This window comes from Nonomuraea sp. AD125B (assembly GCF_041402765.1).
Taxonomy (GTDB): Bacteria; Actinomycetota; Actinomycetes; order Streptosporangiales; family Streptosporangiaceae; genus Nonomuraea; species Nonomuraea bangladeshensis.
In genome coordinates this window covers 215,598-240,446 of the sequence record NZ_JBGLOU010000005.1, presented here as the reverse complement: position 1 = coordinate 240,446, position 24,849 = coordinate 215,598, and the positions used below count along the sequence as shown (strand labels likewise).

Below are 24,849 nucleotides of genomic sequence, written 5' to 3'. Positions count from 1 at the left end.
ACTGCATTCTGTCACTGATTTCGCTCGGGCCCACCCGTGTGAGCGTGCGCCGCCCGGAGTGCGCCGTCCATCCGGATGACCTCGCCGTTCAGGTAGTCGTGGTGGATGATCGCCAGCGCCAGGTGCGCGTACTCGTCCGGGCGGGCCGGCCGCCGCGGGAACGGGACGCCGGCCACCAGCTCCTCATGGGACTCCACGACGCCCGGGGCGATGGCGTTGACCCGGATGCCGTGCTGGGCGAGGTCGCGCGCCGCGGGCAGGGTCAGCCCGACGACGCCGCTCATGGCCGAGGAGTACGCCGCCTGCCCGACCCGCCCCTCGTACGCGGCGACCGAGGCGGTGTTGACGATCACGCCGCGCTGGCCGTGCTCGTCCGGCTCGGTACGGGCGATCGCCTCGGCGGCCAGCGCGAGCACGTTGAACGTCCCGACGAGGTTGATCTGCACGACCCGCGCGTACAGGTCGAGGTCGTGCACCCCGCCCCCGTCCAGGACGCGCGCCGACGGGGCCATGCCGGCGCAGTTGACGACCGCGCGCAGCGGCAGGCCGGAGGCGGCCGTCGCGACGGCGGCCCGCACCTCCTCGGGGCTGGTGACGTCGGTGGGGAGGTACTCCACCCCCCGCACCGGCTCCGCGGCGTCGATGCTCTGCTCGAGATCGAGGACGAAGACCTCCGCGTCCTCCTTGACCAGCAGCTCGGCGGTCGCGGCGCCGATGCCGGAGGAGGCCCCGCCGGTGACGATGACGGCGGTGTGGGCGACCTGCATCAGTGCTTCTCCCTGCCGAGCGAGGTGATCACGGGTGCGGTGTTCCCGGCGAGCGAGCGGCCGATGACCATGCGCTGGATCTGGTTGGTGCCCTCGAAGATCTGCATGACCTTCGCCTCGCGCATGTAGCGCTCGACCGGGAAGTCGCGGGTGTAGCCGTAGCCGCCGAGCACCTGGACGGCGTCCGTGGTGACCTTCATGGCGTTGTCGGTGGCGACCATCTTGGCGATGGACGCCTCCCGCCCGAACGGCAGGCCGAGGTCCTTCAGCCGGGCGGCGTGCAGCGTCATCGCGCGGGCGGTCTGCACGGCCGCCTCCATGTCGGCCAGCAGGAACGCCAGGCCCTGGTGCTCGATGATCGGCCGGCCGAACGTCGAGCGCTCCCTCGCGTACGTCACCGCGTGGTCGAGCGCCCCCTGGGCCAGGCCGGTGGCGACGGCGGCGATGCCCAGCCGGCCGGAGTCGAGCGCGGCCAGCGCGATGCGCAGTCCGTCGCCCTCCGCGCCGATCCTGCGCTCGGCCGGCACCCATACGCCGTCCAGCCGCATCGTCGCGGTCGGCGAGGCGGTCAGGCCCATCTTGCGCTCGGGCGGGTCGGCGCTCAGCCCTTCGGCGTCGGCCGGGACGAGGAAGCAGGAGATGCCCTTGCGGTCGTCGGAGGTCCGCGCCATCACGGTGTAGAAGTCGGCGCGCCCGCCGTGCGTGGTCCACGCCTTCGCGCCGGTGAGCACGTAGTCGTCGCCGTCGCGTACGGCGCGGGTGGTCATGGCGGCGGGGTCGGAGCCGGCGTGCGGCTCGCTCAGGCAGTACGCGCCGAGCAGGTCGCCGCCGAGCATGCCGGGCAGCCAGGCCCGCCGCTGCTCGTCGGTGCCGAACCCGGCCAGCCCGAAGCAGGACAACACGTGCACGCTGGTGCCGACGGCGACGCCGGACCAGACCCGGGCGACCTCCTCCAGCACCCGCAGGTACACGTCGTAGGGCTGGCCACCGCCACCGTGCTCCTCGGGGTAGGGCAGGCCGAGCACGCCCATCGCGCCGAGCGTGCGGAACACCTCGCGCGGGAACTCCTCGTCCGCCTCGGCCTTCGCGACGCGGGGGGCCAGCTCCCTGTCGGCGAGGTCCCGGACGATCTCGATCAGGTCGGCGCTCTCTTCGCTGGGCATGACGTGCGATGCGGGCATCCAGGCTTCCTTCGGCGGAGTACGGAACTAAGTACCAAAGTATCAGAGACTGTACTGTCCGCCAGCGGGTGCCGTAGAGTCATGCCATGCCATCGCCCGACAGGAGCCGCACCCGGCCCGAGGAGACATTGGCGCAGCTCCGCGAGCTGTTCCTGGCCGAGGGGTTCGCGTCGTTCAACATCGGCGATCTCGCCGAGCGGCTGCGCTGCTCCCGCACCACCCTGTACGCGGTGGCGCCCAGCAAGGAGCAGATCGTGGTGGCCGTCGTCCGCTCGTTCTTCAAGACGGCGACCGAGCGCATCGAGGCCAGGGTCGCCGCCTCCGGCGACCCGGCCCGGCAGCTCGCCGTCTACCTGGAGGCCGTCGCCGCCGAGCTGCAGCCCGCCTCGGCGGCGTTCCTCGCGGACGTGGCCGCCTTCGGCCCGGCCAACGAGGTCTACCAGGAGAACACCCGCTTCGCGGCGGAGCGGGTGCGGAGCCTGGTCGCGGAGGGGGTCAGGGCGGGGGTGCTGCGTTCGGTCCACGCGCCGTTCGTGGGGGCCGCGGTGGCCGAGGTCATGAACTCCATCCAGCGCGGCGCCCTCCAGTCGGCCACCGGGTTCGACGCCGCCCAGGCCTACCGGCACCTCGCCGACCTGGTGCTCGCCGGACTGACCACCGCGCCGGCCGACGAACGTACGGTCACCGGCGGCGCACTGCGCTACGAGGTCGCCGGCGGGGTGGCGACCATCGAGCTCGACCGGCCGGAGCACTCGAACGCACTCGACCTGCCCACGGCGCGGGCGCTCGGCGACGCCGTCGAGGCCGCCGCGGCCGACCCCGGGGTGCGCTGCGTGCTGCTGCTCGGCCGCGGCCGCAACTTCTGCGCAGGCGGCGACGTCACCGCGATGCACGGCGCCGCCGACCGCGCCGGCTACGTGCTGGAGCTGGCCACGACGGCGCACCGCGCGGTGCTGGCCCTCGCCGGGCTGGAGGTCCCCGTCGTGGCCGCCGTCCAGGGTGCGGCGGCGGGCGCCGGGCTGGCGCTCACCCTGGTGGCCGACGTGGTGCTGGCCGGCGAGTCGGCGACGTTCCTGACCGCGTACGCGCAGGCGGGGCTGACCCCGGACTGCGGCACGTCCTGGCTGCTGCCGCAGGTGGTGGGGCTGCGCCGGGCGCTCACCCTGACCTTGACCGACCGCCGGCTGACGGCGGCGGAGGCCGCCGACTGGGGGCTGGTCACCGGCGTCCACCCCGACGACGAGCTCACCGAGGCGGCCAGGCAGGCGGCGGCGCGGATCGCGGCCGGGCCGTTCCCGGCGCTCGGCCGGACCCGGCGCCTGCTCCGGGACGCACCGGCCCGGTCGCTGGCCGACCAGCTCGGCGTCGAGGCGGCGACGATCGCCGAGGCCGCCGCGTCCGCCGCGGCCGGGGCCAGGCTCGACGCGTTCGTGAACGGCAAGCGCAAGGAGAAAGGTGGAAACCCCCGATGAAGGACGGCCCCCTGGCGGGACTGCGCGTGGTGGAACTGGCCGGGCTCGGCCCGGCACCGCACGCGGCCATGGTGCTCGCCGACCTCGGCGCCGACGTGGTCAGGATCGAACGGCCGGCGGGCCGCGGGCTCCAGTTCGGCGCCCCGGGCGCGACCGACGCCGTGCTGCGCGGCCGGCGGCAGATCCACGCCGACCTGAAGTCCGCCGACGGGCGGGCCGTCGTCCTCGGCCTCGCCGAACGCGCTGACGTGCTGATCGAGGGCCTGCGCCCCGGCGTGGTGGAACGGCTCGGCGTGGGCCCAGACGTCTGCCTGGCCCGCAACCCCGGCCTCGTGTACGCCCGGATGACCGGGTGGGGCCAGGACGGGCCGTGGGCCGGCCACGTCGGCCACGACATCAACTACATCGGCCTGACCGGCGCGCTGCACGCCATGGGCCGCGCCGACCAGGCGCCGGCGCCGCCGCTCAACCTGGTCGGCGACTTCGGCGGCGGCTCCATGCTGCTGCTCGTCGGCGTGCTGGCCGCGCTGTTCGAACGCTCCCGCTCCGGCCGGGGCCAGGTGATCGACGCCGCCATGGTCGACGGCACCGCGCTGCTCAGCCAGATGACGCTCGCCCTGCGCGGCATGGGGGCCTGGCGCGACGAACGGGAGGGCAACCTGCTCGACGGCGGCGCGCCCTTCTACGACACCTACGCCTGCGCCGACGGCGGGTTCGTCGCGGTGGGCGCGCTGGAGCCGCACTTCTACGCGGCGCTGCTGGCCGGGCTGGAGCTCGACCCGGCCGAGCTGGGCGAGCAGAACGATCCGGCCAACTGGCCGGCGATGCGCAAGCGGTTCGCCGCCGCGTTCGCGTCCCGGACCCGCGACGAGTGGGCCGGGCACTTCGCCGGCACCGACGCCTGCGTCACCCCGGTGCTCAGCTTCGCCGAGGCCCCCGGCCATCCGCACCTGGCGGCGCGCGGCACGTACGCCGAGGCGGACGGCGTGGTCCAGGCGGCCCCGGCACCCCGGTTCTCCCGCACGCCGGCCGGCCCGGTGGCCCCGGTGCCGCGAACGGCGGCCGAGGCGGCGGACGTGCTGCGCGAGTGGGGCGGCTCGGGGAGCTGACCGTCGCGTCAGGAACCCGAGGGCGTCGGGATCAGCTCGGCCCGGCTGTGGCGGAACCGCCCAGCCGGGCCAGGGCCTCCGCGATCGCCGCCGCCGGGTCCCCGGCCGTCCAGCCGGTGACCGGGACGAGGGACTCCGGCGCGTACACGCCGAGATCGGCGCCGTCGAACCGGACGATCCGGCCGGTCACGTCACGGGTGGCGTCGCTGAGCAGCGCGACCACCACCGGCGCCACATCCCCGGGCGAGCCCAGCACGGGCCGGTCGGGCCGGGTGTCCAGGGCCGCCATGCCGGTCTCGGCCAGCGGCGACACCGCGTTGACCCGGATGCCGGCGGACGCGCAGTCCCGCGCCCAGCCGGCGGTCATCGCGGCCACCGCTCCCTTCGTGGCGCCGTAGGCGCTCATGCCGGGGATGCCGAACCGGGCGCCGGACACGACGGTGACGATCGATCCGCCGGCGCCCCGCCGGACCATCGCCCGCATGGCGTGCACCGCGGCGAACTGCACGCCGAGCACGTTCACCTCGGTGATCCGCCGCAGCCGCGCCTCGTCCTCCTCCCACGGCGGGCCGTGGTGGGTGATCCCGGCGTTGGCGACGAGGCCGTCGAGCCGGCCGAACTCCAGCTCCGCCGTCCCGGCCAGCCGGGCCGCGACCTCCCACGACGTGGCGGAGCCGGGCTCGGCCACCGCGTGCCCGCCGGCGGCGGCGATCTCCGCGGCCACGGCGTGCGCGGCGGCCTCGTCCACGTCGTTGACCACGACCGCGGCGCCGTGGGCGGCGCAGGCGAGCGCGTACGCGCGGCCCAGTCCCCGCCCGGCGCCCGTCACGACGACACAGCGCCCGTCCAGCAGCCCGCACATCACCCGGTCTCCGGGTCGAACAGCTTGACCACCGCGGCCTTGTTGATCTTCCCGGTCGGGTTGGTGGGCAGCGAGCGAACCACCCGCAACAACTCCGGCTGCTTGTGCCGGGCCAACCCCTGCCCGGTCACCGCCCGCCCCACCTCCTCCAGAGTCAGATCCTCCCGCTCCGAGACCACGACCGCCCCGATCCGCTCACCAAGGCGCCCACCAGGAACCGCAACGATCGCCACCGCAGCCACATCGGGATGCCGCACGATGGCCTCCTCGATCTCCCTGGCCGAGAACTTCTCACCGCCCCGGTTGATCACGTCCTTGAGCCGCCCGGTGATCCGCACCTGCCCGTCGCCGCCCAGCGAGCCGAGGTCCCCCGTACGGAACCACCCGTCAGGGGTGAACGCGTGCGCGTTCAGCTCCTCCCGCACGTACCCGAGCATCATCTCCGGGCCGCGCAGCAGCAGCTCGCCCGTCTCGCCCGGCCCTGCGTCCCGGCCCGAGGAGTCCACGACCCGCAGCTCCACGCCGGGCGCGAGCCGGCCGTCGGTCTCCGCCCGGAACTCCAGCGGGTCCAGCTCGTTGGGCAGCGTCGCGGTGGGCAGCTCGGTCATGCCCCACGCCCGGTACGCCGCGATGCCCAGCTCGCCGGCCTGCCGGATGAGGTCCGGCGGCACCGCCGCGCCGCCGCAGCAGTACTGGCGCAGCGGTGAGCGGTCCCGCCCCTCGGCGGCGTACACGCCGAGCAGTTCGCGCAGGAACGGCGTGGCGCCGGCCATGTACGTGGCGCCGGTCCGGTCGGCCAGCTCGGCGCACGCGGCCGGGTCCCACCGTTCCATCAGCACCGCGGTCGCCCCCACCTGGCAGGGGATCATGAAGCCCTGCAGGAGGCCGGTGATGTGCGTGATGGGGGAGGCCATCACCATGCGGTCCCGGAAGGTCAGGCCCCACTCCACGACGGTGGTCCGCAGCTCGTGCCGCAGGCCCGCCACGGAGTGCACCACGCCCTTGGGCTCGGACTCGGTGCCCGAGGTGAACAGCACCAGGCAGGGGTCCTCGGGGGCGGCGGGCTCGATCCCGGACGGCAGCGCGCCGGGGCCCTCGCCGTCCGCCGCCCGCCAGCCCGCCGACCGGCCGGTGGTGAGCAGCCGCGCGGCGGGCTCGTGCCCGAGGTCGCGCAGCGCCTCGTCGAACTCGTCCGGGTAGGCCCGGCGCCGGTCGTCGCCGTACGTGACGACGGCCGCCGGCCGGATCTGGTCCAGCACGGCGCGGATCTCGCGCGGGCCGTACAGCGGCACGATCGGGCTGCTGGTCGCCCCGATCCGCCAGATCGCCGCCGCGACGGCGACGGCGTGCGGGCCGGTGGGCAGCAGCCAGCAGACCGCGTCGCCCGGCCGGACCCCGCCCGCGAGCAGGGTGCGGGCGACCGCGGCGGACGTGGCGGCCAGCTCGGCGAAGCTCGTCTCGCCATGCGCGGTGATGATCGCCGGCCGGTCCGGCCAGCGCGTCGCCCCGTGGTCCAGCAGGTCGCCGATCCGCTCCTCGGTGCGGAAGCCCCGGCGCCGCCAGGCGTCCGTCAGCTCGGGGGCGACCACCCGCGGCCTGCGCCTCCAGTCGGCCGCCCTCATGACGCCGCCCTCATGATGTCGTCCACTTCGGCTCGCGCTTGTCCAGGAAGGCGGCGGGGCCCTCGACGGCGTCCGGATGGTGCCGGTGCCGCCGGATCAGCTCCCAGCCGAGGTCCATGTCGGCGGCGATGAGCCGTTCCTCGAACGAACGCAGCACCCGGCGGCTGAGCCGTACGGCCTCCGGCGAGTTCCGCCCGACCATCGCGGCCAGCTCCATCCCGCGCCCGAGGAGCGCGTCCGGCTCGACGACCTCGGAGACGAGGCCGGCCCGCTCGGCCTGTTCGGCGGACAGCGACTCGTGCCGGCCGAGCAGGACGAGGCGGGTCAGCAGGTCCGGCCGCATCCGCAGCCGGAGCTGCAGCGGCTCCAGCGCGGACACCTGGCCGACGCTGACGTGCGGGTCCAGGAAGCGGGCCGCCGTCGAGGCGAGGCAGATGTCGGCGTCGGCCACGAAGTGCAGGCCGCCTCCCGCGCACACCCCGTTCACGGCGACGATGACCGGGATGCCCAGGCGCGGCCCCGGCAGGAAGTCGAGCTCCTCGGCCGCGGTGTCGCCGACCTTCACCCTCGGCGCCGAGAGCATGGACACGTCGGCCCCGGCGCAGAACGCCCTGCCCGCGCCGGTGAGCAGCACCGCGCGCAGCTCCGGCGCTCCGGCGGCGGCCCGCCACAGGTCCGCGAGCGCGTCCATGAGCTCGTCGTCGAGGGCGTTGGCGGACTGCGGGCGGTTGAGTGTCACGACCAGCGTCCCGCCGACGACCGTGCTGAGCAGCACTCCGTCGGCACGTTCCAGGTCTGCTCCGCCGCTCTTGCTCGACACGGGCGCCTCCCCACGGGCGCCGCGACGCCCTCCTTGACTGTCATCCAAATCATATATACGTTTCGCGCCATGGTGAAGAGAGACGACACATCCCGCGCCGGAACCGGGTCCCCCCATGCATGAGTTTCTCCAGACGGTGCTCGTGCCGGGTCTGGCGGACGGCGCGATCTACGGATTGGTCGCGGTCGGCTTCGCCACGCTGTTCACGACGACCGGCGTCATCAACTTCGCCCACGGGCAGATGGTGATGCTCATGCCCATGTCCGTGCTGGTGGCGGTGGGCGCCGGCCTGCCGGTCTGGCTCGCGTACGTGGCCGCGCTCGCCGTGATGGTGGTGGTGGCGCTGACCGTCGAGTGGACCGCGGTGCGGCCGTTCGTGCAGTCGGGCCAGTCGGCCTCCTGGCTGCTGTCCACCCTCGCGGTCAGCGTGGTCCTGGCCGAGCTGCTGGCCGTCCCCTACAGCGGGGAGTCCCGCAACTTCACGTACGGCGTCAGCAAGCACCGCTTCGACCTGGCCGGCCTGGCGGTCTCGCCCGCCGAGCTGACCGCGGTCGCCGCGCTGTTCGCCGTCGCCGGGCTGCTCCTGCTGTTCTACCGGCGCACCCGCGTCGGGCTGGAGCTGCGCGCGATCGCCGACGACCTCGACGGCGCGGAGGCGATCGGCATCTCCCGCGCCCGCGCCTCGCAGATCGCCACGGTGCTGTCCGCGCTGGTCGCCGCGGTCACCGGGGTGCTGGTGGCCTCCACCCAGCTCGTCACCCCGTCGCTCGGGATGTCGTACACCTTCTACGGCTTCGTCGCCACCGCGATCGGCGGCATGGGCAGCATCGGCGGCGCCGTCGTCGGCGGCCTGGTCATCGGCGTGGTCAGCCAGTTCGCCGGGGTCCACGTCGGCAGCCTCACGGTCAACCTGACGGTGTTCCTGCTGCTGGCCCTGGTCTACGTGGTGCGCCCGCACGGCCTGTTCGGCGCGGCGCCGGTGCGGGCGGTGTGATGTCGTACCGGCTCTCCGACCTGTCCAGGTCCCTGCGCGCCGCCGCGGCCCGCGGCCGCGACGCCACCCCCGCTCCCGTCCGCCGGGTGCTCGCCAGGCCCGCCGCGCACGGCGCGGCGATGCTGGTCGTCGCGACGGCGCTGCTGGCCCTGTGGGGCCCGCTCTCCTACAACGGCTACGTCCTGCAACTGGTGTGCCTGTACGCGGTCGCCACGCTCGGGCTCAACATCACCACCGGCTACGCCGGCGCGCTGTCGCTCGGGCAGGGCGCGTCGTTCGCCATCGGCGCCTACGTCACCGCCGTCCTGGTGGTCTCGTACGGCTGGCCGATCTGGGCGGCGCTGCCGGTCGCCGCGCTCGCCGGGCTCGCCGCAGGCGCGCTGGCCGGGTTCCCGGCCGGCCGGCTCGGCGCGATCGGCCTGGCCATGATGTCGCTCGGCCTGATGCTCGTCGTCAACGACATGCTCATCCAGTTCCAGTCGGTGACCGGCGGCAACAACGGCCTGGCCGGCATCGACGCCCGCCTCTGGTTCGGCGGCGAGCCGGTCTCGACCCCCTGGGTCGTGGCGATCGTGATCGTCGTCGTGGCGAGCGTCAGCTACTGGCTGCACGCCCGCTACCGGACCTCGCGCCTCGGCCGGGCCACCGTCGCGGTCCGCGACGAGCCGATCGGCGCGTCCGCGCTCGGCGTCTCCGGCTACCTCACCAAGGTCGTCGCCTTCGCCGCCGGATCCGCGCTCGGCGCGCTCAGCGGAGGACTGTTCTCCTACCTGTCCGCCTACATCTCGCCGGACGCCTTCTCCTCGAACCTGTCCATCCTGTTCCTGGTCATGGTGGTGCTCGGCGGCAGCGGCTCCCGGCTCGGCCCGGTCGTCGGCGCGGTGCTGCTCGTGCTGATCCCGCTGCGTCTCGACGAGTACCCGCACCTGAACAACCTGCTGTACGGCGCGCTGCTCATCGTGCTCATGCGGCTGCGGCCGCGCGGCCTGTTCAGCCGCACCGCGGCGCCCGCCCCGCAGGCGCTGCGCGACCTGGCCGCCACCCCGGAGGTGGAGGTGCCAGAACGCGCGCCGGGCGAGCCGATCCTGCGGGTCACCGACCTGCGGCGCAGCTTCGGCGGCGTGGACGCGCTCGCCGGGGTGTCGATGGAGTTGCGGCGCGGCGAGATCGTCGGCCTCATCGGGCCGAACGGGTCGGGCAAGACGACGCTGCTCAACGTCGTGTCCGGGCACTACCCGCCGACCGCCGGCCGGATCACCCTGCACGGGACCGACCTCGGCGGCCTCGGCGCCGCCGCCGTCGCCAGGCGCGGCGTGTCCCGTACCTTCCAGACCCCGAAGACGTTCCCCGGCATGAGCATCGAGGAGCACCTGGCGCTCCCGGCCGTCCACGGGGAACGCGACGAGGCGATGCGGGACGCCTGCCGGCGCGGCGCGCTCACCCTGCTGGAGCTCGGCGGCCTCGACCCGCACGACCCGGCCGCCGGCATGCGGGAGAGCAGGGAGATGAGCCACGGCCGGCTCCGTTTCCTGGAGGCCGCCATGGCACTCGGCACCTGTCCGGAGGTCCTCCTCCTGGACGAGCCCGCAGCCGGGCTGTCGGCCACGGAGATCGAAGGATTCGAGCGCGTCGTCAGTGACGTCGCCGCAGCGGGAGTGGCCGTCGTGATCGTCGAACACCATCTGGACATGATCAGCCGCCTGGTCGACCGGGTCGTCGTCCTCGACCTCGGCAAGGTGCTGTGGGAGGGCGCGCCCGGCGACCTGCACGACGTGGACAGCGTCCGCGCCGCGTACATGGGGGTCGCGTGAACGGCGGCCGGCTCAAGGTGGACGCGCTCAGCGTCCGGTACGGCGGCGTCACCGCCGTCGAGGACCTGTCACTCACCGTCGAGCCCGGCACCTGCCTGGCCCTGCTGGGCGCCAACGGCGCGGGCAAGACCTCCACGCTGCGCGGCATCGGCGGGCTGGAGTCCGCCACCGGCGGGATCTGGCTGGACGACCTGCGCCTCGACAACCTCCCGGCGAGCCGGCGGGCCAGGGCCGGGCTCGGCCACGTGCTGGAGGGCCGGCACGTGTTCAAGAGCCTGTCCGTAGCCGAGAACCTCAAGGTCGCGGCCGCCCGCGCCGCCCGCAGGCCCGAGGTCGACCCGCTCGACCTGCTGCCCGAGCTGCGCCCGATGGAGCGGCGCCTCGCGGGCGGCCTGTCCGGCGGCCAGCAGCAGATGCTCGCCATCGCCCGCGCGGTGGCCGGCGGACCCCGCGTGATCATGCTGGACGAGCCCACGAACGGCCTGTCGCCCAAGCTGGTCGGCCGGACCATCGAGATCCTCGCCGACCTGCGGGACGCCGGGTTCGCCGTCCTGCTGGTCGAACAGCGGGTCGAGGTCGCGCAGAAGCTGGAGGCCGACGTCGTGGTGCTGCGGCACGGGCACGTCGCGCACCGGGTGCGCGGCGCCGACCCGGACCTGCCCGACCTGCTGCAGGCCGCCTACCTCTCCTGACCCACCCCCAGCCAAACCCCCCAGGAAGGACACCCCCATGAGGAAACGTGCCACAACGGGCACAGCCGTGGTGTGCGCGGCGCTGCTCGCGCTCGCCGCGTGCGGCGACGGCGGATCCTCCGGCGACGCCGCCGAAGGCACCACCATCAAGATCGGTTTCGTCGGGGCGCTCACCGGCCCGCTCTCCCCGAGCGGCCAGAACTCGCTGGCCGGGCTCAAGGCCGGCGCCGAGTACGTCGAGCAGCACAATCCCGGCACGAAGATCGTGATCGAGCAGCGCGACACCAAGGGCGAGCCGACCGCGGCCGTCGCCGCCACCCGGGCGCTCGCCCAGGACGGCGTGTCCGCGCTCTACTTCACCACCGAGGCGTTCCCGCCCGTCCAGGACGTGCTCAACCAGGTGAAGGTGCCCGGCGACACCGCCGGCGGCATCGGCTCGATCGCCGCCGACGTCGGCGACTCCAAGCGCTACAAGTACGCCTTCAGCACCGGCGCCGGCACCTCCGGCGAGACCTCGATCACGCCGCTGCTGTCGTACGCGGCCTCGGCCGGCAAGACGGTGGCCGTGCTCGACGACTCCTCGGCCTTCGGCACCTCGCAGACCAAGGACACGCTCGCCATCGCGCAGAGCCAGTTCCCCGACGTCAAGATCGTGCACGAGAGCTTCCCGAACACCGCCTCGGACGTGACCGCGCAGCTCACCAAGCTCAAGGACGCGGGCGCCGAGTCGCTCATCGTCTGGTCGTACGGCGCCCCGCTGGTCGCCACCATGTCCAGCCTCAACAAGATCGGCTGGAACCCGCAGATGTCCGCGGTGCTCGGCATCGGCGACCCGGCGACCACCGAGCTCATCCCGGAGGGCATGAAGAAGACCCTCGCCGCCGGGCCCATCGCCAAGACGTTCCTGTCGTCCTCGACCGGCGACTCCTCGATCACGGCGGACTTCGTCAAGCTCTACCTCAAGGCCAAGGGCAAGACCGAGTTCAACGCCCTCGACTCGGTGGGCGCGGTCTCCTTCGACTGGGCGCTCCTGGTGACCCAGGCGGCGCAGCAGGCCAAGTCCACCGAGCCCGACGCGATCAAGAAGGCGCTCGTCTCCGGGGGCACCTTCAAGGGCGCCAACGGCACGTACACCTTCGGTCCCGACAAGCGCATCGGAATCGATGCCGACCAGCTCGGCGTCTTCGTACCCGCTCAGCCGTGCCCGGACGGCAAGTGTGTCGAAGCCGCCGTGAGTGCGGGGGAGTAATGCCCGAGGAGACCTCAGTGGATCTCCGGCTGGGAACGCGGGCGGACGCGTTGCGCGTCCGCCTGCGGGCCCTACTGGCGGAGCTCCTCCCCGACGACTGGACGACGTCGTTCTCGCCGGACCCGGCGGTCCAGTCCGTGGTGACCAGGGTCGTCGAGCGTCTGGCCGAGGAGCAGCTCCTCACGCTCAGCTGGCCCGAGGAGTACGGGGGCGCCGGCACCGACATCTGGCAGCAGGCCGTCCTGCGGGAGGAGATGTGGGCACACTTCGAGCCCCGCGGACCGCAGTACATGGGCCTGAACTGGGTCGGACCGGTGATCATGGAGGTCGGCACGCCGGAGCAGAAGGCGCTGCACCTGCCCGCCATCTCCTCCGGCCGGGCCGTGTGGTGCCAGGGCTTCAGCGAACCCGGCGCCGGCTCCGACCTCGCCTCGCTCCAGCTCGCCGCCGAGCTCCAGGACGGCGAGTGGGTGCTGAACGGCCAGAAGATCTGGACCTCGTACGCGGGACTCGCGCAGTGGTGCTTCCTCGCGGCCCGCACCGGCAGGGGCGCGGCCAAGCACGACGGCATCACCATCTTCCTGGTGCCGATGGACTCGCCCGGCATCCGGGTCGTCCCGATCGACTCGATCATGGGGGAGCAGCACCTCAACGAGGTGTTCTTCGACGACGTACGGGTCGGCCCCGACGCGGTGCTCGGCGAGGCCGGCCGCGGCTGGGACGTCGTCCGGCGGGTCATGAAGCACGAGCGGATCGGCATCTCCCGCTACGCCCGCGACGAGCGGGTGCTCGCCGCCCTCGCCGGCCACCCGTCCCTCGCCGAACCGGCCGCGCTGCACGAGTACGCCCGCGCCCTGGTGCACGCCCGGGTGGCCAGGCTGCTCAACTACCGCGCCGTCGCGCTGAACGACGCCGGCCGGCTCACCGACAGGGAGGCCTCCATCGCGCGGCTGGCCTCCATCCAACTCGACCAGGAGGTGGCCGCGCTGGCTCTCGACCTCTCCGGCGCCGACGCCCTCGTCCCCGACCCGTCGGCCGGCCTGCTCGGCCACGTCGAGGACGTCTTCCGGTACGCCCGCTCCGCGACCATCGCCTCCGGCACCATCGAGGTGCAGCGCATGCTCGTCGCCCGCTCCTCGATCGAGGGGGACCGGCGTGCGTCGTGACTGGCCGCAGGCGGCCGTCGCCTACGAGGAGAGCGTGACCAGGGCCTTCGACGCGCTGGGCGGGGTGGACCTCGCGCGCGCCGCCGAGGCGGACCGGACCCGGCGCGAGGCGCTCGTCGCGCCCGCCCTGGACCGGCTCGACCTGCGCGGCCTCGACCCGTGGGGCGAGGAGGACGAGTCGGCCGCCGTCATGCTGGCGGTCCGGGCGGCGGGCGCCGTCGTGCTGCCCTGGCCGCTCGCGCACGAGCTGGCCGTTCCCGTTGACCTGCGCGCCGAGGTCGGCGGCGTTCACCTGATCTCGGGGAACGCCGAACGGCTCGACCACGCGGACCTGCTGCGCGACGCCGTCGCCGTCGACCTGGACCAGGGCGTCGCCCGCCGGGTCTTGGCCGGGGCGCCGCGCCCCGCGCCGCTGGACCCGTTCGCGTCCGGCGTCGTCCTCGGCGCCGAGGCGCCGGGCGTGGACGCGGCGCGGGTCACGGCGATGCGCCTGCTGCTCGACGCCTTCTGGGTCGCCGGCGCGCTCGCCACCGCCGCCGAACGGGCGGTGACGCACGCCAGGGACCGGCAGCAGTTCGGCAAGCCGATCGGCAAGTTCGGCGAGATCCGCTGGCGCGTCGCGGACCTGTCCCTCGCGCTCGACGGGCTGGAGGAGCTGGCGCTGCACGCGTGGTGGCTGGTCCGGCTGGGTGAGGCGCGCTCGGCCGACCTGCTGGCGCTGCGGGTGCAGATGATCGAGGCGGCGAACACGGTGCTGGCCAACGGGCACCAGGTAATGGGCGCCATGGGCCTGTGCGAGGAGCACGACCTCACCGTGCTCGACCGCCACCTGCAGAGCGTGCTGCACCGGCCGGCCGGGCGGATCGCCTCGACCGGGCTGCTGGCGCGGGCCGTCGCGGCGGAGGGGTTCGACGGCGTCTACCCGGTGGCCGCCTGGCGGTGACGCGCTGAAAGGCCGGCCAGGACCTGGCCGGCCTTTCCGTTCATTCGGTCAGTCGCGGCCGTCCATGCGCGGGTTGCCGTACTCGTCCAGCACCTGGACGGGCGGGGCGTCCTCCGAGGCGACGTACAGCTGCGACGCCTCCAGATGCGCCCGCATGAGCTTGCCGGCCAGCGCCGCGTCCCCCGCCCCGATGGCCCTCTCGATGGCGCCGTGCGCCCGCAGCACCGCGTGCCGCCGGTCCACCGGCGGGTAGCTCGCCTCGTCGGACGCCCTGCGGGCCCACCCCCGCTCCTGGACGCTCCAGACGCTCTCCAGCATCCCGACGACCACCCGCAGCGTCTCGTTGCCGGCCGCGTCCACCAGCCCCTCGTGGAACCTGACCGACGCCCCGGTGAACGCCGGCCCGTCCTCCACGACCTGCGCGGCCTCCTCGTTGAGCTGCCGCAGCCGTACGGCGACCGCCTCGTGGTCGTCGCGGCCCGCCGCGTGCTCCGCGCACAGCGGCTCCAGCAGGTTGCGGGCCGCCGCCAGGTCCCGCATGGGGGTGGCGCGCGCGTGCAGCAGCAGCCCCATGTGGTACGCGGCCGACTCCGGCGCCGGGGCCTTGATGACGGTGCCGCCGCGCTTGCCACGGCGGACCACCACCAGCCCCTCCGTCTCCAGGATGCGGAACGCCTCGCGCAGGCTCGGCCGGCTGACCGGGTACTCCTGGAGCAGCACCGGCTCCGTGGGCAGCTCCGCCCCGTCGGCGAGATCACCTTCCAGGATGCGCAGCCTGAGCTGCGCCGCCAGGGCCTCGGCCACCCGCGGCGTCCGCAACGGCATGCGGCGGGGGCGTGGGGGGATCTCGGACTCGGTCATCAGAGTGTTTCACCGCCGTCGATGAAGATGGTCTGGCCGGTGATGAACGAAGCGAGGTCCCCCGACAGATGGACGGCCAGCGCCCCCAGCTCCCTGGGATCACCGGTGCGCCGCATCGGGATGCGCTCCTTCAGCCAGGCCTGACCTTCTGGACTGTCGTGAAGAGCCTGCGTCATGCTGGTGCGGAAGTGCCCCGGCGCGATGGTGTTGACCGTGACGCCGAAGGCCGCCCACTCCTTGGCGAGCGCCCGGGTGAGCTGGGCGATGGCGCCCTTGGCCACCTGGTAGCTCACCGTGAGGTTCGCCGACCGGGCGACGCTGCTGGACGCGATGTTGATCACCCGGCCGCGCCTCCGCTCCAGCATCCCCGGCACAAATGATCTCACGAGGTGGAGCGACCCGCGGACGTGCGTGTCCAGCACCGAGTCCCACTCCTCGTCGGTCATGGCCACACTCGCCGGCCCCGAGCCCGGCTGCCCCACCTTCTCCCCGGACGCCTCGTCCACGGGCAGCGGGACGACCGGCCGCTTCACCAGGTTGCCGGCGTTGTTGACCACGATGTCGACGCCGCCGACCTCGGCGAGCACCGCGTCGCGCAGCCGGTCGAGGTCGGCGGGGCTGCGGATGTCGGCGGGGAAGGCGTACGCCTGGCCGCCCGCGGCCTTGATCTCGGCCGCGAGGCTCTCCAGCTCCTCCGCGTTGCGGGAGACGCCGCACACCACGGCGCCCGCGCCGGCGAGAGCCGTGGAGATCGCCCGGCCGAGCCCGCGTCCGGCCCCGGACACGACGGCTGTCCTGCCCAGCAGGGGGTGGGTCTCTGTCATGGCGTGCCTTTCGGTAGTCCGAGCGTACGCTCCGCGATGATGTTGCGTTGGATTTCCGACGTGCCGCCGTAGATGGTGGCGGCCAGCGATTCGAGCCGCTCGTCGAAGAGCGCCGGGTCGTCGAACGCCCGCGCCCCGGCGCTCTCCAGCGACAGCAGGGCCGCGCGCTGCACCGACTCCGAGCCGAGCAGCTTGAGTATCGACGACGCGGGGGACGGCAGGCCCGCCTGCCGCTGGGCGGCGGTCCGCAGCCCGGTCAGCCGTACCCCCTCCGCGTCCGCCAGCGACCGGCCCAGCCGGACGAGCTGGTGCTCCGACAGCTCCGGCGCCGTCAGCGTGGGCTCCAGCGCGCGGGTGGTCTCCAGCCAGGTGTTGATCCAGATCATGTCCCGCTCGTGTTCGAGGCTGGACATGGCCACGCCCCAGCCGCCGTGCAGCGGGCCCAGCAGCGCGTCCTCGGGCACCTTCACGTCGTCGAGGAAGACCTCGCAGAAGGACTCGACCGCCGGCCCGGCGGTGCGGATCGGCCGGACCTCCACCCCGGGGCTGCGCAGGTCGAGGACCAGGCAGGAGATGCCGCGGTGCGGCCTCGCCTCCGGATCGGTGCGGACGTACAGCGCGCACCACCGGGCCTCGTCCGCCTGCGTCGTCCACACCTTCTGCCCGTTGACGGTGAACACCCCGTCGGCGAGCGTCGCCGTCGTGCGCAGCGCGGCCAGGTCCGACCCGGCGCCGGGCTCCGACATGCCGAGCGCCCACCACTCGTCCCCGCGCGTCGCCGGCCGCAGCAGCCGCTCCCGCTGGGCGGCGGTGCCGTACGACCTGATGGCCGGCGCCGCGACCCCGGCGCCCTGGATGTTCATCAGCCGCGGCACCCGGCGGCGCGCGCCGGCGAGCTTGACGGCCAGCGCGTCGGGGACGCTCAGGCCGCGCCCGCCCTCACCCCGGTCCCATTCGGGGACCAGCCAGCCCGCGTCGAACGCGGCGGCCTGGTACTCGGTGCGGAGCCGCACGTCGCGGCGGTAGCGCCGGTAGTTCTCCGCGTAGTCCGCGGGCAGGAAGCCGTCGAGGAACGCCTCGAACTCGGAGGTCACGTCCGTCATCGGGAGATCCGCCTTTCGATCCGCGCCGCCGCCAGATAGAGGGCGTCCGGCTCCCCGAGCAGGCCGGCCGTCTGGTGGGCGCGCCGCAGGAACAGGTGACAGTCGGCCTCGAAGGTGACCCCCATGGCACCCATGAGCTGGGTGTACAGCGAGGTGACCCGCACGGCCGTCTCGGCCGCGACCGCGTTGGCCAGCAGACAGTCCTTGGCGGCGAGGCTCAGGGCCGCACCGTAGACGAGACCGCGCGCCCGCTCCACCGCCGTGTAGGCGTCCGCGAGCTGATGCTTGACCGCCTGGAAGCCGCCGACGGCCCGCCCGAACTGCCTGCGCTGGAGCACATGCTCGACGGCCCCGTCCAGAGCGCCCGCGGCGGTCCCGACCAGGTCGGCGGCGACACAGACCCGAGCCCCCGACAGCACCCGCTCCAGATCCCCGAGCGCCAGCTCCCGCCACTCTGCGGCGGCCACGCCCGTCTCGTGCCCGAGCCGGAAGGCCGGGAACGGCCGGGAGGGATCGATCAGGGTCTCCTGCCCCACCGCCTCGACCCCCTCGGCCCCCGGATCGACCACGACGACCCACACCTGCTCCGGACCCTTCACGACCAGGGTGAACGCGGCGGCGCCATGCCCGCCCAGAACGTGCACCCGCTCGACACGGCACCGGCCGCCCCCGTCGACCACCCCCTCGGCGATCCCGAACCCCGCGGGCGCCCGCCGGAAGTCCTCCCGGTGCACGCCGGCCGCGACCTGCGTACGGAACGCCAGCGCCGACGCCAGCAGGGGAGCGGTGAGCAGGGCGCGCCCGGCTTCTTCGAGCATGACGACCAGGTCGATCACCCGGCCGATCCCGCCGAGCTCCTCGGGTATCCCGATGTCGGCGTAGCCGCCGTCCGCGACCGTCTCCCACCCGCCCGGATCGCCGCCGTGGAGCGCGGCCCGCATGACCGCCGGGCCACGCAGCGATCGGAACTGGGCGCGGGCGGTGTCGGCGAGGGCGAGGCTGTCCTCGTCCGGGGCTAGAAGCTGCCAGTCCGTCATCTTTGTCCGGGTTCTCCTCGCTGGAGTGGGATCGCCGTCACGGCCGATCGTACCGGATTTTCGCCTTTACCTGCATATGATTTAGATGTTAAACGCGACGCAGCCCCGCCTCGCGAACCTTGCGGCTGCCGATCAACCGGGAGCGCCCCCAGCCACTTCATGGGATCGGTCGTCCTCGCCCCCGGCCCGGAGCCGGCGCCGAACCGCTCCCAGTGGATCAACGAGCTGCGCCTGATCAACAAGTTCCAGCAGGGCGAACTGCGCTACCAGCTCCTGCCCATGCGAGGCGACCGAGCGGCGTTCAAAGCGGGCGTGGACGGCGCAGTCACATTTTGCCCTCTCCTCGGGGCTCGCGTCCGGTCAGCCGGAACCACACCGTTCCGCGGTTGTCGTCGTCCAGGGTTGGGGGCCCGTACTGCGGGGGTGGTGGTGGACGAGCCGGCGTCGGCCACCTCAACCTGGACGGCCGTACCGATGCGGGCGATCTGGACTGTCACCATGCCGATGGGGGCGCGACTGGAGTCGGAGTGGGTGACGGCGTTGGTGACGACTTCGCTGAGCAGGAGGAACACGTCGTCGAGTACGGGGCACGAGGAACCTGTCACGCTCCGACACGCGGCCCTCCTGCCCGGCCGGCCATCCGTTCCACCGGCGCCGACGGTCCCCGGTTCCTCGCTCCTGGCCGCTCGCTCGGCGGAGGTCAGTCCGGCGGGATCCTCGGTCGCAGGACGGACGCCGGGGTCACCGCGACCGGGCAGCCGGCTTCGGCCAGTGCGCTCTGCGTGACCGGCCCCAGGAGCAGGCACGGACGGGACTCGTTCCCCCGGTTGCCGAGGACGAGCAGCGCGGCGTCCTCGGCGGCGGCGAGCAGCGCGCGCTGCGGGCGTTCCGGCACGAACTCGGTGGTCACCGGCACGCCCGGGCGACGACCGGCCAGGCGCGCCACGACCTCGCGGAAGCGGTCCTCGGCTCCTCTGCGCAGCGCGTGGGAGTCCACGAAGGGCAGCGGATCCGGCCAGGACGACGATCCGCACTCCGTCCAGCAGCACAGCGCCGTCACGGTGCCGAGGCGCAGCGCGGCCTCGTCCAGGGCGAAGTCCAGGGCCGTACGGCAGGCGGGCGAGCCGTCCAGGCCGGCCACGACCCGGACGGCGCCGGCGGCGGGCGGCCGGAGCTCCGGGCGTACGACGACGACCGGGGTGACGCAGTGGGCGGGCACCTGGACGGCCGCCGATCCCACCCGCAGGTCGTCGAACCCGCCCTGCCCGCGCGATCCCAGCACCGTCAGCTCCGCCTCCCGCCCGACCTCCAGGAGCACCGCGGCGGGGGTGCCTCGCGTGAGGAGCCCCCGTACGTCCACCTCGGGGGCGAGCTCGCGCGCACGGTGGACGCCCTCGTCCACGACCCCCTGCGCCACCTGCTCGATCTGCGCCATCATCTCGGCGGAGACGGGCTTGGTGGCGTACGGCCAGTGCAGGGCATGACAGACCAGCACGGGCAGCCTCCGTAGCCGCGCCTCCTCGACCGCCCAGCGCAGCGCGTGCCGGCTCTCGGTCGAGTCGTCGTAGCCGACCAGGACGGGCCGGCCGGCCTGGCCGTCGTTCACCGCCACCTCCGGGAAGGAACCCTCTGGTCCTGCCTGCCCCGGGGCCGGTGGGACCAGCCCACGGGAGGGCAAAGGCTCGGCCCGCCGCGCTGGTATCTGAGCCTGGTGCGCCGGGAAGCCCACGGCGGGCCCGCGTCCGCGTAGCCACGGCACCCGCCGAACCTCGTTGTTTGCCCGTTTTGATACGTTGTTACCAGGTGTGCCGGGAAGTCTGGTCGGCAGGTGATCGACCCGTACCCTCTCACGAGCGGAGACCCATGCCCGGCACCCCGACCCGTAACGCGCCACGCCTGCTCCGCCGGAGCAGCTGGCCCGAGGCGCGCCGCATCGCCGACATCCTGCGCAAGGAGACCATCGGCGGCGCGCTGTTGCTGGCCGCCGCGCTGGCCGCGCTCATCTGGGCCAACTCGCCGTGGGCGCAGACGTACCAGGAGCTGCGGGCGATCGAGGTCGGGCCCGCCGCGCTGCACCTGAACCTCGATCTGGCCACCTGGGCCGCGGACGGCCTGCTGGCGATCTTCTTCTTCGTGGCGGGGCTGGAGCTGAAACGCGAGTTCGTCGCCGGCGACCTGCGCGACCCGTGGCGGGCCGCGGTGCCGGTGGCGGCGGCCTTCGGCGGGGTCGTCGTGCCCGCCCTGGTGTATCTGGCGATCGCGGGTCCGGCCGGGGCGGGAGAGGGGTGGGCGATCCCCACGGCCACCGACATCGCGTTCGCGCTGGCGGTGCTGGCGGTGATCGGCCGCTCCCTGCCGGACGCGCTGCGTACCTTCCTGCTGACCCTGGCCGTGGTGGACGACCTCATCGCCATCGTCGTCATCGCCGTTTTCTACACCTCGCACCTGGCGGTGCTGCCGCTGCTGGGCGCCCTCGTCCCGCTCGCGGTCTTTGGCGCGCTGGTCCAGCGGGGAGTGCGGGCGTGGTGGCTGCTACTGCCGCCGGCGCTCGCCACCTGGGGGCTGGTGCACGCCTCTGGCGTGCACGCCACCGTGGCCGGGGTGCTGCTGGCGCTGACCGTCCCCGTCCTGTCGCGGAAGAACGGACACGGGGCCGGGCCGGCCGAGCACTTCGAACACCGGTTCCGGCCGATCTCGGCGGGGATCGCCGTCCCCGTCTTCGCGTTCTTCTCGGCCGGGGTCGCGCTCGGCGGGCTGAGCGGCCTGGCCGGGACCCTGACTGAGCCGGTCGCCGCCGGGATCGTGGCCGGGCTGCTCGTGGGCAAACCGCTCGGCATCCTGGCCGCGACCTGGCTGGTGGCCCGCTTCACCCGCGCCACCCTGGCCGAGGGCCTGGCCTGGATCGACCTGCTGGGACTGGCCGTCCTGGGCGGCATCGGATTCACCGTGTCGCTGCTGATCGGGGAGCTGGCGTTCGGCGCGGCCGGCGCGGAGCCGGTCAAGGTCGCCGTACTGGCCGGATCGCTCGCCGCCGCGCTCTTCGCGACGGTGATCCTGCGGCTGCGGGCCCGCGCCCACCGGCGCGTCCACGAGGCGGAGAGCGCCGACGCCGACGGCGACGGCGTCCCCGACCTCTACCAGACCTCCTGAACGCCGGCGCGGAGCCTCACTTGGTCCAGACGGACTGGGCTCCGCTGTGGCCCGCCCGCACGATGGCGACGGTGCCGCCCACCCCGCCGACCAGGGCCAGGAGCGCCAGAACGATGATCGCGCCGGCGTGCCACCGCGGTCGCGCGACGGCCCCGTCGGGGGCTGCCGAGCGCCCGCGGTGTCCCCTGAACCGGGTCGCCAGAGAGAGGCCCAGCGCGGCCAGCCAGAGCACGACGACGAACGGCAGCACCTGCTCGCCCTGCTCCTCGTGGGCCTCGATGAGCTCGTTCTCCCCGACCGTGTCCGCCAGCGTCTCGCCGCTGCTGATCGCCAGCGGTACGGCGATCAGCGCGATGGTGGCGACGAACAGCACCGCCGGCCACAGCCGGCGGGCCGCCGCGGGCCAGAACGCCATCATGATGGTGCCGAGCGCCGCGAGCGGCAGGCAGACCACGGCGGCGTGCACGACCAGCGGGTGCAAGGGCAGTCCGAAGAACATGTTCCGTTTCCTGTGGAGTGATCAGGACAGTTCGTCCAGCGCCTGCTGGAAGGCGCGGGCGTGTCCGGCCTCGTCCTCGGCGTCGTTCGAGAAGCGCTCGGCCGCCTGGGTGTCGCCCGCCGCCTCGGCGCGCTTGGCGAAGGTCGGGTACATGGTCTCGGACTCGTAGCGTTCGCCGGCGACGGCCTTGGTGAGGTTGGCGCGCGTGTCGCCGACCAGCCCGGCGAGCTTGGCCTCACCGGCGAAGTGCTCGTGCAGCTCCACGTCGGCGGTGCCGCGGAACAGTTTCGCCACGGCCGGGTTCTCGGCGTGCTCGGCGTACTGCCGGTACTTGGCGTACGCGAAGGCCTCGCCGTGCAGCGCCTTGTCCAGGGCGGTCCTGGTCCGCTGCGCGCGGACCTCGGGTGGCCCCTGCGGGACCTGCTCCGCCTCGGCCTTCGGCGGTTTCGGCAGCGTGCCCTTGCCGGACTCGACGGCGCGCAGCGCGGCGCCGAACGCCCGCGCGTGCCTGCCTTCGTCGCGGGCGACCTCGGAGAAGCGTGCGGCCGCCCGGCTGTCGCTCCCTGCCTTGGCCTCCTTGGCGAAGCCGGGATACATGGTGCGGGACTCGTAGATCTCCCCGGCCTGCGCGGCGCGCAGGTTCTCGGCGTCGCCGTGCACGAGGCCGGCCAGCTCGGCCGATTCCCTGAAGTGCTCGCCCAGCTCGACGTCGGCGGTGCGCTCGAACAGCCGGGCCACCGACGGCAAGTTCTCCCGCTCGGCCTGGGCCGCGTACAGACGGTAGGAGGCGTTGGCGAACGCCTCACCGCGCATCGACTGGTCGAGATCCTTCTGGGTCTGTGGACTGGGCGGGTCCACCGGTGAGGCGGACGCGGTCAGTGCGCCGCCCATGGGCGTGCTCAGTGCGATGGTGAAAGCGCCGGTGATGAGGGCGCGTGCGGACAAGGTGATCATTTCGACCTCCCCGGCCGGGTACGGATACCTACGGCCATCAGGGGAGGGCTTGCCTGGACCGGGTAGTCGATAACGGTCGATACGGCAAAACCAAGTGAAGGATGAGGGCCCGGGCAGGTGGGGGATCGGCGTCAGGGGGACGCATGAAGCGACGCTGTACGAAGACCGCGATGGCCGCCGGAGCAGTCCTGGCCGCCGTCGCCGTGGGTCCCGGGGGCACGGCGACGGCCCAGGCTCCTTCGTGCCAACCTACCTGCCCGGGAGCCGGGCAGCCGCATCCCGTCACCAGCGAGTACGACTACCTGTCGCGGATGGTGCCGCACCACGAGGACGCCATCACGGCGGCCCGTCAGTTGCGGCGTTCCGAGCGGCCCGAGATGCGGCAGCTCGGGCAGTCCATCGTCACGACGCAGACCGCCGAGGTCGGCAACATGAAGGGCTGGCTGGAGCGGTGGTATCCGGGAAGCCCCGCGCCGAGCCCGCGCGCGACCACGATGCCCGATCTGTCAGGGCTTTCCGGGGATCAGCTCGACCAGACGTTCCTGCGGCACATGATCCCGCACCACATGATGGCGATCATGATGTCGCAGCAGCTCCTCATGCACGGCGAGGCGCAGCATGCCGAGGTCGCCGGCTTCGCCCGCAAGGTGCGCGACGACCAGCGGGCGGAGGTCCGGACGATGTGGCGGTACCTGACCCAGTGGTTCGGGGAGCAGAGCCTGCCCTGCTTCCCGCGAGGGCCCGGAATGCCCGATATGACACCGGGGTCGCGCGGGCCGGACTGACCTGTCGTCCCAGGCCGTGGCCTGCGCGGTCACGGCTCCAGGGACTGCGGGACGGAGTCCGTCGGGCCGTCCGGCTGCTGCGTCGTGCCCGCCGCGTCGTAGATCTTCACCCACTTGACGGACGGGAACTGCTTGAGCGTCGGCCTGATCTGGTCGGCCACCGTGAACGCCGCTCCGCCGCCGGTGACCCGGCCCGTCAGGTAGACCCTGGCGATGCCGTTCCTGATGGTGAGCTTGCTGAAGCCGGTGGCCTTGGAGCTGACGAAACGCAGCCCCTGCGCCTTCTCCGCCTGCGTCGGGCCGGCGAACAGCCGTTGCAGCGCGCCGTACGCGGTGGCGGGCGCGGCGACCGGACGTGACACGGCCGTGGCGTGGCGGCCGGCGTTCATGAAGTAGGCGCGGACCGGCACCGTACGGTAGGGGGTCGCGAGGTCGATGACGACGCGGCTCGGCCCGGTCAGCGTGTGGACCCGGAAGGGCACGCGCCTGGCCAGCCCGGCCCCGAAGGTGAGCGTCGCCTCGAAGTCGCCGGTGTTGACCACCTGGACGACGCCGGGCAGCGCGTACGTCCGGCGCACCGGCCCGTACGTCACGTCGCCGCGCCGGTCGTGGCCGGCGGCCTGACCGAAGCGGATCTGCAGCAGCGCGTTTCCCGCGGCGGTCACGGGCTTCCCGGATCCGTCGGCGATCAGCTCGGACACGTACCGGATGTCACGCTGGGCGGGCACGCGGCCCCGGAACTCGAAGACCAGCCGATCCACGCCGTCGTGGTGTGAGGCGCGGACGCCCACCAGGACGGGTGTGGCTGCCGGCCGCTGGACGGCCTGCGCGGGCGCGGCAAGCAGACCCGTGGAGGCGGCGACCATCGCGGTGGCGATGAGGGGGCGGACCGGGAGCATGGCGATCATCTCTTTCCCCGTGAGTGCTCCTGATCTCAGGGTGCACCAA

24 protein-coding genes are annotated in these 24,849 nt (G+C 73.6%); 10 read left to right on the top strand and 14 right to left on the bottom strand.

Translation table 11 applies throughout. From position 1 onward, the window contains the following. Nucleotides 1-11: 11 nt before the first annotated feature. Together ACBR40_RS15625 and ACBR40_RS15620 are read right to left on the bottom strand one after the other, a co-directional pair. Complete coding sequence (locus tag ACBR40_RS15625; RefSeq protein WP_371249159.1) at nt 12-767, bottom strand: SDR family NAD(P)-dependent oxidoreductase; 756 nt, start codon at nt 765-767, stop codon at nt 12-14. Further along, nucleotides 767-1,948, bottom strand: a complete 1,182-nt coding sequence (locus tag ACBR40_RS15620; RefSeq protein ID WP_371249158.1) for an acyl-CoA dehydrogenase family protein — start codon at nt 1,946-1,948, stop codon at nt 767-769. Before ACBR40_RS15620 ends, ACBR40_RS15625 begins: the two co-directional genes overlap by 1 nt. 86 nt (nt 1,949-2,034) lie before the next feature. Here ACBR40_RS15620 and ACBR40_RS15615 point away from each other — a divergent pair, with 86 nt between their 5' ends. Both ACBR40_RS15615 and ACBR40_RS15610 read left to right on the top strand, forming a co-directional pair. Then, nucleotides 2,035-3,420 (top strand): enoyl-CoA hydratase-related protein, encoded by a 1,386-nt coding sequence (locus ACBR40_RS15615; protein ID WP_371249157.1) that lies wholly within the window; start codon nt 2,035-2,037, stop codon nt 3,418-3,420. Next, nucleotides 3,417-4,529, top strand: coding sequence for a CaiB/BaiF CoA transferase family protein (locus ACBR40_RS15610; protein WP_371249156.1), 1,113 nt, complete (start codon nt 3,417-3,419; stop codon nt 4,527-4,529). Before ACBR40_RS15615 ends, ACBR40_RS15610 begins: the two co-directional genes overlap by 4 nt. A 31-nt stretch (nt 4,530-4,560) precedes the next feature. Here the strand turns inward: ACBR40_RS15610 and ACBR40_RS15605 are convergent, their stop codons facing one another. Genes ACBR40_RS15605 through ACBR40_RS15595 form a run of 3 tightly spaced genes read right to left on the bottom strand, consistent with a single transcriptional unit; the run spans nt 4,561 to nt 7,833 of the window. After that, a complete protein-coding gene (locus tag ACBR40_RS15605; RefSeq protein WP_371249155.1) occupies nt 4,561-5,391 on the bottom strand; it encodes an SDR family NAD(P)-dependent oxidoreductase in 831 nt (276 codons plus the stop codon). Continuing rightward, on the bottom strand, nt 5,391-7,013 hold the full coding sequence (locus ACBR40_RS15600) for an AMP-binding protein (RefSeq protein ID WP_371249154.1): 1,623 nt from the start codon (nt 7,011-7,013) through the stop codon (nt 5,391-5,393). The genes ACBR40_RS15605 and ACBR40_RS15600 overlap by 1 nt, the downstream gene beginning before the upstream one ends. A 10-nt stretch (nt 7,014-7,023) precedes the next feature. Continuing rightward, nucleotides 7,024-7,833, bottom strand: a complete 810-nt coding sequence (locus ACBR40_RS15595; RefSeq protein WP_371249153.1) for an enoyl-CoA hydratase/isomerase family protein — start codon at nt 7,831-7,833, stop codon at nt 7,024-7,026. Nucleotides 7,834-7,948: 115 nt separating this feature from the next. Between ACBR40_RS15595 and ACBR40_RS15590 the strand changes: the two genes are divergently transcribed. From ACBR40_RS15590 to ACBR40_RS15565, 6 genes are read left to right on the top strand one after another with little or no spacing between them, the layout of a single operon-like run. Continuing rightward, entirely contained in the window at nt 7,949-8,827 is an 879-nt protein-coding gene (locus tag ACBR40_RS15590; protein WP_344204158.1) for a branched-chain amino acid ABC transporter permease, read from the top strand. After that, nucleotides 8,827-10,638: an ATP-binding cassette domain-containing protein gene (locus ACBR40_RS15585; protein ID WP_371249152.1), complete on the top strand. Its 1,812-nt coding sequence runs from the start codon at nt 8,827-8,829 to the stop codon at nt 10,636-10,638. The genes ACBR40_RS15590 and ACBR40_RS15585 overlap by 1 nt, the downstream gene beginning before the upstream one ends. Further along, nucleotides 10,635-11,330: an ATP-binding cassette domain-containing protein gene (locus tag ACBR40_RS15580; RefSeq protein ID WP_344204153.1), complete on the top strand. Its 696-nt coding sequence runs from the start codon at nt 10,635-10,637 to the stop codon at nt 11,328-11,330. Before ACBR40_RS15585 ends, ACBR40_RS15580 begins: the two co-directional genes overlap by 4 nt. Before the next feature lie 37 nt (nt 11,331-11,367). Next, nucleotides 11,368-12,579 (top strand): ABC transporter substrate-binding protein, encoded by a 1,212-nt coding sequence (locus tag ACBR40_RS15575; RefSeq protein WP_344204151.1) that lies wholly within the window; start codon nt 11,368-11,370, stop codon nt 12,577-12,579. A 17-nt stretch (nt 12,580-12,596) separates the two neighbouring features. Further along, nucleotides 12,597-13,745 (top strand): acyl-CoA dehydrogenase family protein, encoded by a 1,149-nt coding sequence (locus ACBR40_RS15570; RefSeq protein ID WP_344204150.1) that lies wholly within the window; start codon nt 12,597-12,599, stop codon nt 13,743-13,745. Further along, nucleotides 13,735-14,688, top strand: coding sequence for an acyl-CoA dehydrogenase family protein (locus ACBR40_RS15565; protein ID WP_371249151.1), 954 nt, complete (start codon nt 13,735-13,737; stop codon nt 14,686-14,688). Before ACBR40_RS15570 ends, ACBR40_RS15565 begins: the two co-directional genes overlap by 11 nt. Nucleotides 14,689-14,736: 48 nt before the next feature. Here the strand turns inward: ACBR40_RS15565 and ACBR40_RS15560 are convergent, their stop codons facing one another. The 6 genes from ACBR40_RS15560 to ACBR40_RS15535 form a co-directional block, all read right to left on the bottom strand. Further along, nucleotides 14,737-15,549, bottom strand: coding sequence for an FCD domain-containing protein (locus ACBR40_RS15560; protein ID WP_344204148.1), 813 nt, complete (start codon nt 15,547-15,549; stop codon nt 14,737-14,739). Beyond that, on the bottom strand, nt 15,549-16,373 hold the full coding sequence (locus tag ACBR40_RS15555; RefSeq protein WP_371249150.1) for an SDR family NAD(P)-dependent oxidoreductase: 825 nt from the start codon (nt 16,371-16,373) through the stop codon (nt 15,549-15,551). The genes ACBR40_RS15560 and ACBR40_RS15555 overlap by 1 nt, the downstream gene beginning before the upstream one ends. Continuing rightward, a complete protein-coding gene (locus tag ACBR40_RS15550; protein WP_371249149.1) occupies nt 16,370-17,476 on the bottom strand; it encodes an acyl-CoA dehydrogenase family protein in 1,107 nt (368 codons plus the stop codon). The genes ACBR40_RS15555 and ACBR40_RS15550 overlap by 4 nt, the downstream gene beginning before the upstream one ends. After that, complete coding sequence (locus ACBR40_RS15545; RefSeq protein ID WP_371249148.1) at nt 17,473-18,513, bottom strand: acyl-CoA dehydrogenase family protein; 1,041 nt, start codon at nt 18,511-18,513, stop codon at nt 17,473-17,475. The genes ACBR40_RS15550 and ACBR40_RS15545 overlap by 4 nt, the downstream gene beginning before the upstream one ends. A gap of 263 nt (nt 18,514-18,776) precedes the next feature. Continuing rightward, entirely contained in the window at nt 18,777-19,118 is a 342-nt protein-coding gene (locus ACBR40_RS15540) for an ATP-binding protein (RefSeq protein ID WP_371249147.1), read from the bottom strand. 95 nt (nt 19,119-19,213) lie between these two features. Continuing rightward, nucleotides 19,214-20,119 (bottom strand): universal stress protein, encoded by a 906-nt coding sequence (locus tag ACBR40_RS15535; RefSeq protein ID WP_371249146.1) that lies wholly within the window; start codon nt 20,117-20,119, stop codon nt 19,214-19,216. A 257-nt stretch (nt 20,120-20,376) separates the two neighbouring features. Between ACBR40_RS15535 and nhaA the strand changes: the two genes are divergently transcribed. Further along, the gene (nhaA, locus tag ACBR40_RS15530) at nt 20,377-21,663 is read left to right on the top strand and encodes a Na+/H+ antiporter NhaA (protein ID WP_371249145.1); all 1,287 of its coding nucleotides are present in this window, start codon (nt 20,377-20,379) and stop codon (nt 21,661-21,663) included. 16 nt (nt 21,664-21,679) lie between these two features. On the opposite strand, the gene ACBR40_RS15525 is transcribed toward nhaA, so the two are convergent. Together ACBR40_RS15525 and ACBR40_RS15520 are read right to left on the bottom strand one after the other, a co-directional pair. Beyond that, entirely contained in the window at nt 21,680-22,162 is a 483-nt protein-coding gene (locus ACBR40_RS15525) for a DUF2231 domain-containing protein (protein ID WP_371249144.1), read from the bottom strand. A gap of 21 nt (nt 22,163-22,183) precedes the next feature. Then, complete coding sequence (locus ACBR40_RS15520) at nt 22,184-23,116, bottom strand: ferritin family protein (RefSeq protein ID WP_371249143.1); 933 nt, start codon at nt 23,114-23,116, stop codon at nt 22,184-22,186. Between the two features lie 143 nt (nt 23,117-23,259). On the opposite strand from ACBR40_RS15520, the gene ACBR40_RS15515 reads away from it, so the two are divergent. Continuing rightward, nucleotides 23,260-23,901, top strand: coding sequence for a DUF305 domain-containing protein (locus tag ACBR40_RS15515; RefSeq protein WP_371249142.1), 642 nt, complete (start codon nt 23,260-23,262; stop codon nt 23,899-23,901). A gap of 29 nt (nt 23,902-23,930) precedes the next feature. On the opposite strand, the gene ACBR40_RS15510 is transcribed toward ACBR40_RS15515, so the two are convergent. Then, on the bottom strand, nt 23,931-24,809 hold the full coding sequence (locus tag ACBR40_RS15510) for a GerMN domain-containing protein (RefSeq protein WP_371249141.1): 879 nt from the start codon (nt 24,807-24,809) through the stop codon (nt 23,931-23,933). Nucleotides 24,810-24,849: the final 40 nt, after the last annotated feature.

Bases quoted from the DNA above. Each gene is read 5' to 3' on its own strand.
- ACBR40_RS15625 (WP_371249159.1), bottom strand. From the start codon at position 767: ATGCAGGTCGCCCACACCGCCGTCATCGTCACCGGCGGGGCCTCCTCC.
- ACBR40_RS15620 (WP_371249158.1), bottom strand. From the start codon at position 1,948: ATGCCCGCATCGCACGTCATGCCCAGCGAAGAGAGCGCCGACCTGATC.
- ACBR40_RS15615 (WP_371249157.1), top strand. From the start codon at position 2,035: ATGCCATCGCCCGACAGGAGCCGCACCCGGCCCGAGGAGACATTGGCG.
- ACBR40_RS15610 (WP_371249156.1), top strand. From the start codon at position 3,417: ATGAAGGACGGCCCCCTGGCGGGACTGCGCGTGGTGGAACTGGCCGGG.
- ACBR40_RS15605 (WP_371249155.1), bottom strand. From the start codon at position 5,391: ATGTGCGGGCTGCTGGACGGGCGCTGTGTCGTCGTGACGGGCGCCGGG.
- ACBR40_RS15600 (WP_371249154.1), bottom strand. From the start codon at position 7,013: ATGAGGGCGGCCGACTGGAGGCGCAGGCCGCGGGTGGTCGCCCCCGAG.
- ACBR40_RS15590 (WP_344204158.1), top strand. From the start codon at position 7,949: ATGCATGAGTTTCTCCAGACGGTGCTCGTGCCGGGTCTGGCGGACGGC.
- ACBR40_RS15585 (WP_371249152.1), top strand. From the start codon at position 8,827: ATGTCGTACCGGCTCTCCGACCTGTCCAGGTCCCTGCGCGCCGCCGCG.
- ACBR40_RS15575 (WP_344204151.1), top strand. From the start codon at position 11,368: ATGAGGAAACGTGCCACAACGGGCACAGCCGTGGTGTGCGCGGCGCTG.
- ACBR40_RS15560 (WP_344204148.1), bottom strand. From the start codon at position 15,549: ATGACCGAGTCCGAGATCCCCCCACGCCCCCGCCGCATGCCGTTGCGG.
- ACBR40_RS15555 (WP_371249150.1), bottom strand. From the start codon at position 16,373: ATGACAGAGACCCACCCCCTGCTGGGCAGGACAGCCGTCGTGTCCGGG.
- ACBR40_RS15550 (WP_371249149.1), bottom strand. From the start codon at position 17,476: ATGACGGACGTGACCTCCGAGTTCGAGGCGTTCCTCGACGGCTTCCTG.
- ACBR40_RS15545 (WP_371249148.1), bottom strand. From the start codon at position 18,513: ATGACGGACTGGCAGCTTCTAGCCCCGGACGAGGACAGCCTCGCCCTC.
- nhaA (WP_371249145.1), top strand. From the start codon at position 20,377: ATGCCCGGCACCCCGACCCGTAACGCGCCACGCCTGCTCCGCCGGAGC.
- ACBR40_RS15525 (WP_371249144.1), bottom strand. From the start codon at position 22,162: ATGTTCTTCGGACTGCCCTTGCACCCGCTGGTCGTGCACGCCGCCGTG.
- ACBR40_RS15520 (WP_371249143.1), bottom strand. From the start codon at position 23,116: ATGATCACCTTGTCCGCACGCGCCCTCATCACCGGCGCTTTCACCATC.
- ACBR40_RS15515 (WP_371249142.1), top strand. From the start codon at position 23,260: ATGAAGCGACGCTGTACGAAGACCGCGATGGCCGCCGGAGCAGTCCTG.
- ACBR40_RS15510 (WP_371249141.1), bottom strand. From the start codon at position 24,809: ATGATCGCCATGCTCCCGGTCCGCCCCCTCATCGCCACCGCGATGGTC.